Genomic DNA, 14,034 nt, shown 5'->3' with positions numbered 1-14,034 from the left:
ATCTCCCGCGAGAATGTGCATCATTCCCTAAAGGTAAGTGGAGGGGTCGTATGCGCTGGATTGCTGGGTTGGTTGTCGTCGTTATAGGTGTTGCTGCAGGCTACTATTGGTACGCTCTGCCGCAAACCTATCCGGAAAAATATATCCTAACCGCAGACAGAGTGCTGACCATGGATCCCGAGCACCCGAAAGTGCAGGCGGTTCTGGTAGATGGCAATGAAATCATGGCTGTGGGAGACCTTCGCTCGCTGGAAAGTCTCGCCAATGTTGAGGTGGTGCAACTCAAAGGCACGTTGATACCTGGCTTGATTGAACCGCACACCCACCCCATTGCCTCTGCCCTGCTTGGGGCAGCTATCGATATCAGCAGCTTCAAATACGACAACCGTATGCAGGTGATGGAGGCTTTACAAGATTCGGCCAACAGCTTCAGCCTCACACCGTGGGTGCTGGCTTATGGCTGGGATCCGATCGCAATCCCGGACCTGTCTCCACCTACATTGGCAGAGCTGGACGCAATTTCTCCGGATAAACCTTTGCTCATCCTCACCCAGATGCTTCATGAGGGGTACGCCAACACGGCTGCTTTGAAAGAGGCCGGTATTGATCCAAACCGAGGGCCAATGTTGCGGGAGTTGGAGGAGGTTAATCGCGTTGTCTCTGCTATTCCAGCGCCGTCTGATGAGGCCGTTGAGCTGCTGGTACGCAAGCAATATGCGGATTACGCCAAAGCAGGCTACACCACCATTGGTGTGACGGGGGCTGTGGGTCGCCACCCAAATCCGGTTGGTCTGTTGCAAAGGATTGGGCTGGAGGACAACCCACCAATTCGCACCTATGTGTACTTATTGGAGGATCAGTTACCCAATTGGCGGTTTGGTGGGGATGACCGATTTTCCATTCTTGGAGCGAAATTCTGGTTGGATGGCTCTCCGTTTACTGGAGGTGCAGCAACCAATGACCCCTATGAGGCCTCCGAATTGGTGCAGGAACGCCTCGGTCTTGCTGTTGGACACACCGGTTCACTCAACATGAGCAATGAAGATTTGCTGGTGAAACTGCGTATGGTTCATAAAAACAGCGGACAAGTTGCGTTCCATGCGCAAGGAGAGCGGGCCATTGAACAAGCTTTGACAGCGATTGAAGTCGTACAAGCTGAAGATCCGCGTGACGATATTCAACACCGCTTGGAACACAATGCACTCATTACCAAGCAACAGATCAACAAAGCGGTCGATCTTGGTGTGTCTCTTGGCTTCTTTGTGGATCATATCAGTCATTATGGAGACCAACTGGTAAACCTGTTTGGCGTAGAGCGATTGGAGCGGTATTTGCCCGTTCGCCATGCGCAAGATGCTGGTGCTGTTGTAACCTTCCACGGAGATCACCCCGCAACCCCGCTGGACCCGCTTGGTACGCTGGAAACCGCGATGTCCCGCACCTCCAGAAGCGGCAAAACGGTGGTGGGTGCTGATCATGCTGTCACCTTGAACGAAGCGCTTAAGGCGATGACCATCAACGCGGCTGTGCAACTTGGGCAGGACGATATTCTGGGCAGTGTAGCGGTTGGCAAACGCGCGGATTTCACGCTCCTCAGCGGCAACCCACTAGTCATGAGACCAGAGGGGTTACGCCTCATCCACCCGACCCTGACCATCCGCAATGGTCAGCCGATTGATACCCGCTTTGTTAGTTGGTTTAAGATTGAACTGGCGCTGAAATCCATCTGGAAATTGATCACTGGTAGTGAGGCACCGCAAACTACTGGTTAGAAAGGCACCGATTTACACGTCAACCTTATGCGTTTCTTAGAGGTTGGCACTTTAGGTTTTCATAGTGCAGATGGCCAATATCGGGCTGGCCACCTGCGCGTCATTTTCTCACGGTCTGGCAACAGTCCTGGGAATTCCGGGGGGGAGGATTTTATTAGGATTCCACTTTCGGAAGGACGGAAGATGACGAAAAAAATTGGCCTTGTTATGCAAGGTGGTGGAGCTTTGGGTGCTTATGAAGCAGGTGCCCTGACACGGATCTACGAGTTGGGTTACGAGCCGGAAGTTATTACCGGCACGTCCATTGGCGCGTTGAACGCCGCAGTGCTGGCCGCGCCAAAGCTGGGTGACCCAATAGAAACGCTTCATGCCCTCTGGGATCACCTTGGTCATTCCCCCGGGTTTATGTGGCATTCCAGCCATAAACTCCTCCATGCCAGCCTTGGGCATCCCCGCTTTTTTAAGCTCCACCCCCCATCATTCAGTGGTCAGAAAAACGCCAGCATCTATGACATTACACCTGCGTTGGAGACAATGGAGAAGTTCATCGACTTCGACCGTCTCAACCAGCCCGATACAACGCGTGTTATCATCACCGCGACCAACGTGGCGACGGGGCAGATCGAACGATTTTCAAATCGCGATGATGTCCTGACAGCTAAACATATTATGGCAAGCGGAAGCCTGCCACCGGGCTTTCCTCCAATGGAAGTGGATGGTAAATACTATTGGGATGGGGGTCTTTATGACAACACTCCAATTCGCTCGTTGTTACGGACATTGGACGAACATCAGATTGCCCATATGCCGATCTTTGTGATTGAACTGTTCTGCGAAGAAGGGATTATTCCAACCACTGTTGACGAGGCGGTCGACCGTATGACCGAGCTGGTCTATGAGGATAAATTCTGGCAAATGATGGACGGTCATGAAAACGCACAGCATTTTTCCAAAATGTTGTGGGATCTGGATCACATGGTCCCAGATAACGCAGAACTCAGAGATTGCATACATTATCAATCGCTTATGAGGATGCGGGCCATCTCTCATGTGGTGACCATTTCTGCTCAGCATAATGCGCTTAGTGGTGTTGTTGACTTTGATCCTGCAAGCATCAAAGCCCGTATGGAAGCTGGATATATTGCTGCGGAAACGTCGCTTAGCACTTTCGAGGAACGGATCTCCACCATCATTGAAGATCCTAATCCCGGTCATTTGACCGAGGCTATTCACTCAAAACACAGACCACACCCGGAAGAAAGACGGAAAGCCTCATGAGTGAAGTTGATGAGAGTAAATACGACAGCGGTAACTATGAGAACCAGTGGTTCGAAACCTCCGACGGCATCAAACTCAACTACCGCGTTTATGGCAAAGGAAAAGCAGACAGCCCTGCTATTATTGCGGTGCCGGGCCTCACCCGGTGTGCCCGTGATATTGACGCCATGGCGTCTTTACTCGGGTTAACGCACAGGATCTACGCCATCAATCTGCGGGGACGTGACCTCTCGGGCTACGACCCCAATTACAGCAACTACAACACGTTGGTTTACATTCGCGATATCTACGAGTTCTGGAAGCACACAGGCGAAAAACCTGTGGTTCTGCTCGGGTCATCCTTAGGGGCACTGCTTGCAATGTTGATGGTGGAGGACCACCCGGACATGCTGGCAGGGACTGTATTGAATGATCTGGGCGCGACGATTGAGATGGCCGGCATGTCACGTATCTTTGGCTATGCGGGACATCTTTCCGATGAAGAGGAGCTCAGCGATGTGGTCAAAACCGTTAAGTCTCACGTTTGCAATCAATTTGTAGATTTGCCCGAGGAGAAGTGGGAGCGCATGGCGCTGTCCATGTATGGCCGCAAAAATGGCAAGTGGCATCACCGTTACGATGACAATCTAGGGAAAGCACTTGCAGAAAACGTGGAGGCGCCGCGGGATTTATGGATCGCTCATAAATGCGCTGCTGATTTGAACCTTCCTGTCCTTTCTATACGGGGTGAACTGTCGGATGTGACATCACCTGTAACGATTCAGGCTATGAAAGAGATGGCTCCGAACATGCAGTCTGTGGAGGTTCCCAAGCGTGGTCATTGCCCTATTTTAGATGAGCCCAGAAGCCTTGATGCGATTTGCCGCTTTATGGAGCAGTTTGCCCATCACACTTAGGGGGCACTGGAGACGAGGTTGGAATGACCCGTAAATATCTGATCCTGCTCAATATGATTGGGGCAATTGCCATGATCATGATTGACCAGACGGTCCTTGGTATTGTTCTGCCTTCGCTGCAGCGCGCCTATGGTTTTGGTCCGGTTCATCTGCAATGGGCTGTCAACGCCTATCTGCTGGCGCTGGCGTCCACGTTGATGTGTGGCGGCTGGATGGGAGATCGGTTCGGCTTCTTCACCTCCTTCAGGATTGGAGTTGGTCTGTTCACCACTGCTTCACTGGTGTGTGCGTTTGCACCAAACGGAGACGTTTTCATTGCCGCCCGCGTTTTTCAAGGTGCGGGGGCAGCTTTGATGCAGCCAGCAGCGACAGCGCTCGTGTTTTCGGCGTTTCCATCTGAAGACAGAGGCAAGGCACTTGCCCTTTATGTGGGGGCGGGCCTTCTGTTCCTTGCGCTGGGGCCATTGGTTGGTGGAGCACTGGTTCAGTATTTGTCGTGGCGTATGGTGTTTCTTATCAACGTGCCCATTGGCACTGTTGTTTTCCTCATGGCGTTTGTGATTGGCAAAAGCAAAAGCTCAGCAGGAGCCGGCAACTTTGATTTCCTCGGCGCCTTTATCTTCATTCTGGGTCTGCTGGTGTTCACGGTGGCTGTGCAACGGTTTGGCGATTACCGCCTTTCCTTGGCAGAAGGCGGTGTTTCCTTTGGATTTGTGGTGTTGTGCTGTTACCTGCTTTATGCGCGGCGCGAGCGAGTTGCCCACCCTATTATCCAGTTCTCTCTGTTTGAAAGTAAGATCTATCTGGGCTGCTGTGTATTGCTGTTCTGCATTCCGTTTGCCTTGCTGGGGCAGGTGATCTTTGGCTCTGTCTTTGTGCAGAATATTCTGGGCCTTTCTCCTGTTAAGGCCGGGCTTGCCATGTTGCCTGTTGTCCTGACCATCATCGTTATGTCTCAAGTTGGCGGGCGATTGGTGGGCAAAGTCAACTTCCGCAAGCTGGCGCTCACCGGCAGCTTGGCGATGGCTTTGGGCTTTGCAGGACAGGCCTTTGTTATGGAACAGAACGAGTTGTGGATGCTCATGCCGGGCATGGTTTTGATGGGTGCAGGGCTGGGTTTGCTGGTGAGCACCGTTACAGCGGAGGCACTTGCCCATGTTGCGCCAGCCAGTCGTGCGCGCGCCTCAGCTTTGCTGCAAACGTTTCGTCAGGTGGGCGGTGTGTTTGGGATTGCCTGTATCGGATCGCTCATAAACTGGCGGGAAAAGACAATGATTTCTCAGGCCTCAGAGTTGCTGGAGCCAAATCCGGATAAGAGAGAATTGTTGCAGTTGTTGCTCTATAAATCCATGGAGGAACAACCAGCTGCTGCGGCCCAACTGCATGAACGCTGGCCGGAATCTCTTTACGTCTTGAAGACGATCAGCAGCCGAGCTCTGGCAGATGGTTACTATTTCGGAGCGTTGGTTCTGGTCGCCGCAGCTGCTATATCCATTTGGGCTTTCAACGGAGTTACATCTGAGCGGAAAGCGGTTAAACCTTCTGGTCCGGAACCTTTGAAGAGTGCCGAGGACTAGAGAGTCTGCTCCTACCAAATGGGTGACAAGGGGAGCTGTGCGTGGAATACAAACACAACCAAACCTATTGACGTCGTTTTCTTAAACTAGCACCTTGGGCTAAGTGATTTTGGGAACGGTCTTTTTATGGGTTTACGCGCTCTTGGAGTTTTGCTGCTGATGCTTGCCGTGAGCGGGTGTGATCAGTCATCACCGCTTCAAACAGCGGTAAGCCAGAATGACATCATTTCCGCACTTGATGAGCAGGCAATCCTAATTCTGGAAAATGTTCCGAACGCCTCTCTGGCTGTGGCTGTCGTGAGAAAGGGGCAGGTGGAGTTTGTCCGGCTTTATGACCGCGGCGCCAAAGGCCAAAACGTTGTTGGTGCGCAGGAGCCGATTTTTGAAGTGGCCTCTCTTGGCAAACCTGTGTTTGCTTATCTGGTGATGAAAATGGTGGAACTGGACATCCTTAGCTTGGACCGTCCATTGGCTCATTACGAACCGGACTTGGTTAGCGGGGCAGATCTTCGCCTGAACAGCATTACCGCCCGTATGGTTCTCTCACACACGTCGGGTCTCTCCAATTTTGAGGAGGATCAAGAGCTGAAACTCTCGTTTGATCCGGGCACCAGCTTTGCTTATTCGGGATTAGGATATTCTCTGCTTCAGCAGGTTCTGGAACGGAAGACCGGCTTGCCACTGGAGACTCTGGCCCACATTCATGTGTTTGAGCCTCTCGGAATGTCCTCCTCCAGCTTCATCTGGCAGCGCGCTTATAACTACCGCATCCGCGACGGGTTTAATCAGGACGGACAACAAATCGCGGAAAAGCGGAGGCCTTCGACTGGCAATGCAGCGTGGAGCTTACATACAACGGCCAGCGACTATGCCAGATTCCTAGCGTTTATGATGGATACAGACAATGAGGGCGCGCTGAAACAAAGGATGTTGCAGGCGGATAAAAAGATCTCCGAGGATATATCCTGGTCTTTGGGCTGGGGAATTCAATCCACCAAACCGAACAGGTCAATCTGGCATTGGGGCAGCAATCCGGGATACCGCGCCTATGTGGTGGGTTATCCGCAGGAGGATATCGGCATCGTCGTGCTTTCCAACAACGAGACGTTGTTTACGAATATCGAGCCGCTCATCCTGAAAACAATAGGAGGGGCATTGCCCTCCTATCACTGGTTTTAGAATTGGTCAGGCGTATTTATGCGCTTTTTCCAAGAAGGGAGATAGGCGATCCAGCGCTGCATTGAGCTGCTCATCGGTTTGCGCAAAGCACAGACGGAACCAGCCCGGCTCACCAACGCGGAACGCGTCACCGGGAGCAAGACCAACGCCGGCTTGCTCAATCAACATGCGGGCAAATCCGATGGAATCCGTCACCCCCTCCACCTTGAAGAAGGCATAAAACGCGCTTTCCGGGATGGGGCAGGTGATGCCTTTATGCGCCAGCAATCCGCCACAGATCAGATCTCGCGCATGTCGGTAACCCTCAGCCATCTGCCGCACGAAACCTTCGCCCTGTTCCAGCGCAACAACACCGGCCCGTTGTGAAAACGGAGGTGCGCTGGCTATGGAGAATTCCGCAATCTTCTCGATGATCGGCGTAAGGCTTGGCGGCAAAGTCAACCACCCCAGACGCCAACCCGTCATAGCCCATGTCTTGGAGAAGGAGTTGACCACGATTAGGCGATCTTCCGGCTCGGATACCTCAAGGAACGAGGGGGCTGCGCTGCCATCATATACGGTGCGGGCGTAAACCTCATCGGAGATCAACCATGTGCCGCGCTCCCTAAGAACCTCCATGATCCGTGCGATCTCCTCGCGTGTCAGCATGAAGCCCGTCGGGTTGGAGGGGGAATTGAGCAGAACAACCTTTGCGCCCTTGGCTGTCTCCAAAAAAGCTTCCACATCCAGCGACCACTTGCCGTCTTTAACGGTCAGCGGGTGAGTGAGAGTTTGTGCGCCCTGAAGCATGGGGATGGACAAAAGGTTCGGAAAAGCCGGGGTGAGTGTGACGACTGTATCACCTTCTTCGAGCACACTTTGGAATGCTAGATTGAGGGCGTTGCCACCAGAAACGGTAACGGCGATACGGTTAACATCAATCTCAACGCTGTAGAGATTGGACATGTATTTGGAGATCGCCTCACGCAAGTAAGGTCGGCCCAACTCTTCTGCATAAAACGTTTCACCTGCACTCAAAGAGCGCGCTGCTTCATCACAAATGAACTTGGGTGTTGGCTGGTTCGGCTCACCAAACCACAAAGGGATCAATCCTTCCACGCTCATGGCAGCGTTGGCCAGTTCTCGTGTGATGGATGGAGGGACCTGAACAGCGCGGCTGTCTAGCCCGTTTTTTGCCAAACTCGTATTTGCAAGTGTCATCAATATGTTGCCCGTCCGCCAACTGCCATAAATGTGCTGTTTTGTGCAAAGCTCAACGACCGAACCGCTCAAACTGCAAGCTATCATATATCAGTTTTTACGAGGTCTTTTGATAGAGTTTTTATCAATGGATCTCACGGCTGCGCGAAACATATGAGCTGGCGGGTTGATAGGGTGCGCTAATATATCGGGGGGTATCGCCAAACGTGCAGGTGGTGGCCCAATATTCCTACAATTTTGCCTTAGTTTGCAGGTAATTGAATCTTATTCGGAAAGCATGTTCACTGCTGTCCTTTCCCCCAATAATACTCGGCCATCAATCCATGGCCCAATTTAATTCGGAGTTCCTTCTTTGCGTTACCGCTCCAATGCTTTTTTTCTATGTGTTTTAATCTGTGCGTCTGTCAGCCCATCCCTTGCGCAGGCGTTTGTTTTAAAAAACGACTTTTCCGCATTCGATATTGATCCGGCAACACTGCAGATCAAAGGTGCTCTGGCCAGCGCGCCGCAGGTGGAACTTGCCGCAGTACTTTCCACCCCCGCAGTCCTGGCGGATTTGCAATACAGCACCGCAGCAGCGCATTGGAAGCTCAACATAAACGGCAGTGTTTATGAGGTTGCGATGGTGCTCAAAAATGCGTCCCTCAAGATTGCTGTGACGGCATACCAACCGGGCGAATTTGCATGGCCGAACGGAAAAGCCAACACCACCATTGAAGCTTATGCACTGCCGATTTTCGGGGAGGGCCGGTATATCCCAGCCTCCGACATAGCCTTCGCTAAATTACTCAGCGACAAGATGGACCGCAAGGATCTTTCCGAGGCGTCCCTGCCGTTCATCACCCAGCTCAGAGGCAGCTTCTCCTCCACTTGGATGACACCGCAGCCAGCAGACGCGGCCATGACCCTGAAACTGGTGGAGGACAAGCTTGAGGTCGGGTTTACTCAAGACTTCACCGAGCTTAACCTGCGCCAACCCTACCGCATACGGCTGACGCTTGATCAACCTGACCCGATCATCGGCGCCAAGCAGTTTCGCGCCTTTATGCAGAACACGGGGCAGTTCCGCAGTTTGGATGACAAGATCACAGCAAATGCGGATGTGTCCAAGTTAGCTGGTGCACCGCATATCTATTTCCACGGCAGTGGGCCGCTCAAGCCCGAGGATATCAAAGGCTGGCGCGGGTTTGTGCGTAAGCTGGACCAGAAACGCAAGCAGGAAGGCTCGCTCTCCGCACGTTTATGGCAGGCCCTGAGCAAAGCCGACAAGGGCGAGATGACCACGGCCTTTAAAGAGGCAAAGGGTAAGGGCGGTTTCGTCTCAAAGTATACCCGTAAAGTGGCTATCCGGGCTATCAATGAAGCGCTGCCAAATGCCGTGGATGTTGCAGCCGTGGCCCCGCTTGACGGCGGACATGACCCACAAGCGCAAACACCATGGATTATGCTGGCACGGAAAGAGCTGCAAAGTGAGTTCAAAGGCCACTTCAAAGCGCCTGAAACTTGGGGCTACAGCTTCTCAAAGGGCTTGGTGACCAAACTGAAATCAGCAGGCATCGATCGTGCATGGCTGGGCATGGCCGACTGGCGTGATGCAAGCTGGAGCCCGGAAGCCACAGTTCTTGCCAAGGAATCGGGCTATCTTCTCGGTGCTTATGACAGTTACGCCAGCGCACATCCTGAAGAACTGGTGAACACGTGGCAAACGGCTCAGATGGGCAACGAGATTTATGAGGGTGCCGGATACACCAATCACGATGGTTCCAAGGTCACCGGTTTTGCGGGCAGGGGCCGTTATGTCAATCCGTTGGCGCTGCAAGGCTATGCCAAACGTCGTAGCAAAGCGGTGGTAGACGGCGCTGCGCTCAACAGCTTGTTTATGGATGTGGACGCAACAGGGCTGGTCTACAACGATTATTCTGAGGGTCGAAAAGCATCCAAAGCGAAGGTGCTGAAAGCCTTTAATGACCGTCTGGCTTACGTGAGTGAGGAGCTTAAGGTCGTCACCGGTTCAGAAGGTGGTACATGGTATTTTGCCAAGAACATCGCCTTTTCTCATGGCATGACAACGCCGCCTTATGCATGGATGGACAAGCGCATTGGCAAAGACAAATCCTCCAAGTTTTTCCGTGGGGGTTACTGGCCGCCAGAACAACCACCAATCTTCTTCAAAGCAACACCAATTCCAGCTGAGTTGAGCACACTGATGTATGCGCCGCAATACAAGCTGCCGCTGTATCAGGTAGCGCTGCATGATAGCATCGTCACCACGCATCACTGGGAATTTGGCTCATTGAAGCCAGCCAATGAGCGCCAGATCATAGCTTTGCAACAAATCCTCTACCAAATTCCGCCGCTCTACCATCTCAGCGCAGGCAACGCGAAAAAAGATCTGCCGATCATCAAAGCCTACAACAAACTCTGGGCACCGCTCCACAAACAGCTGTTCAACCAACCCATGACTGCCTTCCGTTTCCTCAGCGAAGACCGGATGCTACAGCAAACGACCTTTGGCAATGGCACCGTAATCACAGCGAACTTCGGCAGCATTGTTCGAAAGGTCGGCGAGGACGGAATTCCCCTGCCTGCAGGTAGCTATCAGGTGAAAATTGGTGATGGAACAGAGGTCTTCAGCTTGCCGGACATGGGCGGGAATTAGGGTGTAGGAAGGTACAGGCGAGGGTGGTGGTTGCGACATGTTCCAACTGTCACCGGAGAGTTGGCGATTTGTGCGTGGAGTTTTGAGAAATTCTCCGGAGATGACGTTTTAGTTTTTTTTGGGGGGGGGCTGGTCTTCGGTGTGGCGCAAACAGGTAACTGTGGGCCATTACCGGACCTCCGGCGTCGTCAATTGTGGTAGTTCGGTTAATTTTCTTTTGTGTTTTCTGTGCTACCCTAAAACCGTACCGAGCAACCGATAAATGATGAACATTAACCATGCGACAAGTTCAAAAATATGAGGAGTTGTTCCCTGCAAAAGTCCTCGAAAATTTATTTGACAAGTCTATTCGCTTGATCCTGCAAAAGGGGTTGAAGGTTGTCAGCGTTGAAGACATTGCCGCTGAAAGCGGTGTTAATCTTACACTTTTGCAAGAGGCCTTTCCCAAAAAACAGCAAATTCTTCGCGCTATTGTGCATTGGTACTACATTAAGTTTGGCCAGCAGATGTGCTCTGATATGGCTATGCATTCCGATATCTACGCGGCCATCCGAACCACGCTGATTGAGTTTGCGCAGCTTTGTTTTGATCGGAGCCGTGAGGGGTTAGGTTTATTTCGTCCAACCGTTGTTGACTTGTGTTATTTGGATGAGACGTTGTGGGAAGAATTTTTAAGGTATAATCACGTCTGGGAAGAGGTGGTACATGAAAAGCTTTTGCAGTGTCAACTAGAGCTGAAGAACCCGGAAGATATCGAAGTTCTGAGCGATTATTTCCAGATGACTTTTGTGGGCCTTTATGAGCTGATCAAGCTGAACACCTCTGAAAAGAGTATCTATAAAATGATTGATCTGTCTTTAGAGGTATTGCGTTCCCGCATGAAATACCCTCCAGAAGTGGTGGAGTAGCCCGAAGGGATCCTACCTTCAGGCTGGCCAAGGGGCCGAGCGTGCAAAAGTGACTGCTATTCACATGAACGGTCAACGGCAATGTGTTCAAATGCCTGCAGCAGCTTGAGGAAGAGGTGCACTGTTTACAAATCCCTTATGGCAGCTGGTAAGATCAAGTTCATCGCTATCCAAGCACCTTGGAGTTTATATCTAATTGGTCATGCATCATCCCACGGTTGGACGTGTGACAGATCGACAATGAAACATCTGGCAGAAAGTACTTGTCCTGTTTAAACGAAACTTTGTTTGCGTGTGGTATTCAACCTGCGCTTAAGTGAAATACCTTTCCCAATCTCAGGCACAGTTTGACATGACTTCAATCAGAAGTAGCAACGATATTCCAGCTAGAATGCTGCTGAGCAAGTGTGAACGGCGGGTATGGTCACAGAGTCCCATATTCAAGCCGAGGAGGCCAATGGGAACTGCGGGCCGTGAGTGTTGTCTCGATCGAGCTATCATTTCCTTATTTGGCTTTCAACACCCTCCATCGAAGCCCGTATGCGCTTTACTAGCTATCATTTCCTTCGGATCGTTACCCGTGCCGGGAGTATGCGGTCCATGGACTTTGGGCTGTGCTGTTTTCTTTTTTCGCTGAGCCTTTAGGTAGATTGCAACTGCGAACCCCAAAATTGCCACCGGAACCAATATCAACGTAATCTGGTTTGCTGTCATAGCTTCCTCCACATAGCTCAATCTCAGTTAATTATATCTAGAACCCAGAAGTAGGCCAAACTTATTTTCCAGGGCCACTCTGTCTTAAGCCGCAGCGTTTGCTTGACCGTCTAGGGCCATAACCGAACCTTCACTCAGTTCCATCAAGGGCTGTACTCGTTCGTTTGGAGCCTTTTGCTGTCGCTCTTACAAGTGCTCTGTGTGAGCTTAACCCGCCGAGACCGTTGAAAAAGGGTTTAGGTTTTCGGATGGATCGTCGGTTTTTAGACCAGATTTTGACTTCCTCTGTAAGGCAGGTTGTCGTTTTTACTTTTGATGCTTTGAGAAAAGCGTTCTTGCGTCACGGCGTAAACAGATGACAACATCTCCCAAACAGAATGCACTCCATTCGGAAGGCGACCAATACTATCCTGAAAGGAGCTATCTAGTGTGACCGAAATCTTTTGGAATGAGTTAAGTCTGGCAGTGTTTGGTGCAAATACGGCCCCTCCTGTGATCCAATATACCGGACGGTTGCCTGGCCCTTTGCCGGTTACGGAGTTGCTGGCCGAAAGCGTCGGACTCGCCGGTGTTGCTTTAGCGCGCTTGCGCGGGCAATCATCGGAGGATGTCTTTGTGGATGGTCGCCTCACCGCGTTCTGGGGGCTGACATCCTGCGAACCAATCGATTGGACCCCGCAAGAACCTTGGGACCCGCTATCTTCGATCTTTAAAGGCAGAGATGGCTGGATTCGCCTCCATACCAACGCGCCCCACCACAAAGCAGTTGCCACGAGTCTCCTTGGCAATACTGTCACGCAAGAGGACGCAGCGGCGGAGATTGCCAATCGATCAGTTGCGAAGCTTGAATCTGATTTTATCGCAGCGGGTGGAGCCGCAGCGCGCATGATCACATGGAATGACTGGCAAGCACACCCACAGGGGCGCGTCATCTCGCAAAGCCCTTTGGTGGAATGGTCTCAAGCTAAACCAGCGCGAGCGCCTAGGAAATTGCAAGAGGCGGATTACAATTCGGAGCGGCCATTGTCTGGACTGAAGGTCCTTGATCTGACACGGGTCCTAGCCGGCCCTGTGGCCACACGCACATTGGCTGGGTATGGTGCACAAGTTCTTCGTATTGATCCTGCCGACTGGGATGATCCGGGCCTTTTGCATGACACAACCATCGGCAAACGCTGTGCAGAGTTGGATCTGACGAGTTCTTCGGATCGGGCACGCTTTGTGGACTTGCTGCGTCAGGCAGACGTACTTGTGCACGGCTACCGTCCCGGCGCTTTGGAAGGGCTTGGCTTTGATGTCGCCAGTCTCGATCAGATTAACCCGACGCACATCTGCATTAGCCTCAGTGCGTATGGCCGCCAGGGTCCGTGGTCAGAACGTCGTGGCTTTGACAGTCTTGTTCAATTCAGTACAGGGATTGCGGATTTGTGCAGTGATGGCCATGGCGTACCGGGAAAACTGCCCGTACAAGCTCTGGACCATGCAGCAGGGTATGTATTAGCCGCTTGCGTTTTCGAAGCGCTCCGCGTCGCAAAATCTGGTCGAATTATATCAGCTCAAACATCGCTTGCGCGGATTGCATGGATGCTACGCAGGGCTGATCAAACCGATGGTGATGACGACCCTATTCCCCCCAAGGTCAAAGGCGATTTTGCGTCATCGATTGAAACGAGCGACTGGGGTAACCTGAAACGGGTGCGGCCACCTTTGACCGTTCGAGATGCACCGATGATCTGGGATACCCCCTCTGGTGAGCTGCGGCGCCATCCCGCAACATGGGACTAGAATGTAGCAGAGGCGCGATTACAGACCTCAAAAATGTTGCCGTCAGCGGATGGGAGCTTCAGGCAT

General features: G+C 52.1%; 10 protein-coding genes. 8 read left to right on the top strand and 2 right to left on the bottom strand.

What is annotated here, in order from left to right:
- Nucleotides 1-50 precede the first annotated feature (50 nt).
- From BLS62_RS01345 to BLS62_RS01325, 5 genes are all read left to right on the top strand, one after another.
- Nucleotides 51-1,772, top strand: a complete 1,722-nt coding sequence (locus BLS62_RS01345) for an amidohydrolase (protein WP_093175707.1) — start codon at nucleotides 51-53, stop codon at nucleotides 1,770-1,772.
- Nucleotides 1,773-1,955: 183 nt separating this feature from the next.
- On the top strand, nucleotides 1,956-3,050 hold the full coding sequence (locus BLS62_RS01340; RefSeq protein WP_093175704.1) for a patatin-like phospholipase family protein: 1,095 nt from the start codon (nucleotides 1,956-1,958) through the stop codon (nucleotides 3,048-3,050).
- Nucleotides 3,047-3,946, top strand: coding sequence for an alpha/beta fold hydrolase (locus tag BLS62_RS01335; protein WP_093175701.1), 900 nt, complete (start codon nucleotides 3,047-3,049; stop codon nucleotides 3,944-3,946). The genes BLS62_RS01340 and BLS62_RS01335 overlap by 4 nt, the downstream gene beginning before the upstream one ends.
- A gap of 23 nt (nucleotides 3,947-3,969) precedes the next feature.
- Nucleotides 3,970-5,523: an MFS transporter gene (locus BLS62_RS01330; RefSeq protein ID WP_093175698.1), complete on the top strand. Its 1,554-nt coding sequence runs from the start codon at nucleotides 3,970-3,972 to the stop codon at nucleotides 5,521-5,523.
- A gap of 126 nt (nucleotides 5,524-5,649) precedes the next feature.
- Complete coding sequence (locus tag BLS62_RS01325) at nucleotides 5,650-6,702, top strand: serine hydrolase domain-containing protein (RefSeq protein WP_208990638.1); 1,053 nt, start codon at nucleotides 5,650-5,652, stop codon at nucleotides 6,700-6,702.
- 6 nt (nucleotides 6,703-6,708) lie between these two features.
- Here BLS62_RS01325 and BLS62_RS01320 read toward each other — a convergent pair whose 3' ends face one another.
- Nucleotides 6,709-7,902, bottom strand: coding sequence for a pyridoxal phosphate-dependent aminotransferase (locus tag BLS62_RS01320; RefSeq protein ID WP_093176891.1), 1,194 nt, complete (start codon nucleotides 7,900-7,902; stop codon nucleotides 6,709-6,711).
- 352 nt (nucleotides 7,903-8,254) lie between these two features.
- Here BLS62_RS01320 and BLS62_RS01315 point away from each other — a divergent pair, with 352 nt between their 5' ends.
- Entirely contained in the window at nucleotides 8,255-10,561 is a 2,307-nt protein-coding gene (locus BLS62_RS01315; protein WP_093175695.1) for a glycoside hydrolase, read from the top strand.
- A 278-nt stretch (nucleotides 10,562-10,839) separates the two neighbouring features.
- Nucleotides 10,840-11,469 (top strand): TetR/AcrR family transcriptional regulator, encoded by a 630-nt coding sequence (locus BLS62_RS01310; RefSeq protein ID WP_093175687.1) that lies wholly within the window; start codon nucleotides 10,840-10,842, stop codon nucleotides 11,467-11,469.
- A gap of 516 nt (nucleotides 11,470-11,985) precedes the next feature.
- On the opposite strand, the gene BLS62_RS01305 is transcribed toward BLS62_RS01310, so the two are convergent.
- A complete protein-coding gene (locus BLS62_RS01305; RefSeq protein ID WP_093175684.1) occupies nucleotides 11,986-12,183 on the bottom strand; it encodes a hypothetical protein in 198 nt (65 codons plus the stop codon).
- A gap of 429 nt (nucleotides 12,184-12,612) precedes the next feature.
- Between BLS62_RS01305 and BLS62_RS01300 the strand changes: the two genes are divergently transcribed.
- Nucleotides 12,613-13,968, top strand: a complete 1,356-nt coding sequence (locus tag BLS62_RS01300) for a CoA transferase (RefSeq protein ID WP_093175680.1) — start codon at nucleotides 12,613-12,615, stop codon at nucleotides 13,966-13,968.
- Nucleotides 13,969-14,034 lie beyond the last annotated feature (66 nt).

It is taken from the genome of Pseudovibrio sp. Tun.PSC04-5.I4 (genome assembly GCF_900104145.1).
Lineage (GTDB): Bacteria > Pseudomonadota > Alphaproteobacteria > Rhizobiales > Stappiaceae > Pseudovibrio.
Note: the sequence above shows the minus strand (reverse complement) of the source record. Positions and strands in the feature narration are given on the sequence as shown.

Excerpts from the sequence above, each read along its gene's own strand:
- BLS62_RS01340 (WP_093175704.1), top strand. The coding sequence starts at position 1,956 with ATGACGAAAAAAATTGGCCTTGTTATGCAAGGTGGTGGAGCTTTGGGT.
- BLS62_RS01335 (WP_093175701.1), top strand. The coding sequence starts at position 3,047 with ATGAGTGAAGTTGATGAGAGTAAATACGACAGCGGTAACTATGAGAAC.
- BLS62_RS01345 (WP_093175707.1), top strand. The coding sequence starts at position 51 with ATGCGCTGGATTGCTGGGTTGGTTGTCGTCGTTATAGGTGTTGCTGCA.
- BLS62_RS01330 (WP_093175698.1), top strand. The coding sequence starts at position 3,970 with ATGACCCGTAAATATCTGATCCTGCTCAATATGATTGGGGCAATTGCC.
- BLS62_RS01310 (WP_093175687.1), top strand. The coding sequence starts at position 10,840 with ATGCGACAAGTTCAAAAATATGAGGAGTTGTTCCCTGCAAAAGTCCTC.
- BLS62_RS01325 (WP_208990638.1), top strand. The coding sequence starts at position 5,650 with ATGGGTTTACGCGCTCTTGGAGTTTTGCTGCTGATGCTTGCCGTGAGC.
- BLS62_RS01320 (WP_093176891.1), bottom strand. The coding sequence starts at position 7,902 with ATGACACTTGCAAATACGAGTTTGGCAAAAAACGGGCTAGACAGCCGC.
- BLS62_RS01305 (WP_093175684.1), bottom strand. The coding sequence starts at position 12,183 with ATGACAGCAAACCAGATTACGTTGATATTGGTTCCGGTGGCAATTTTG.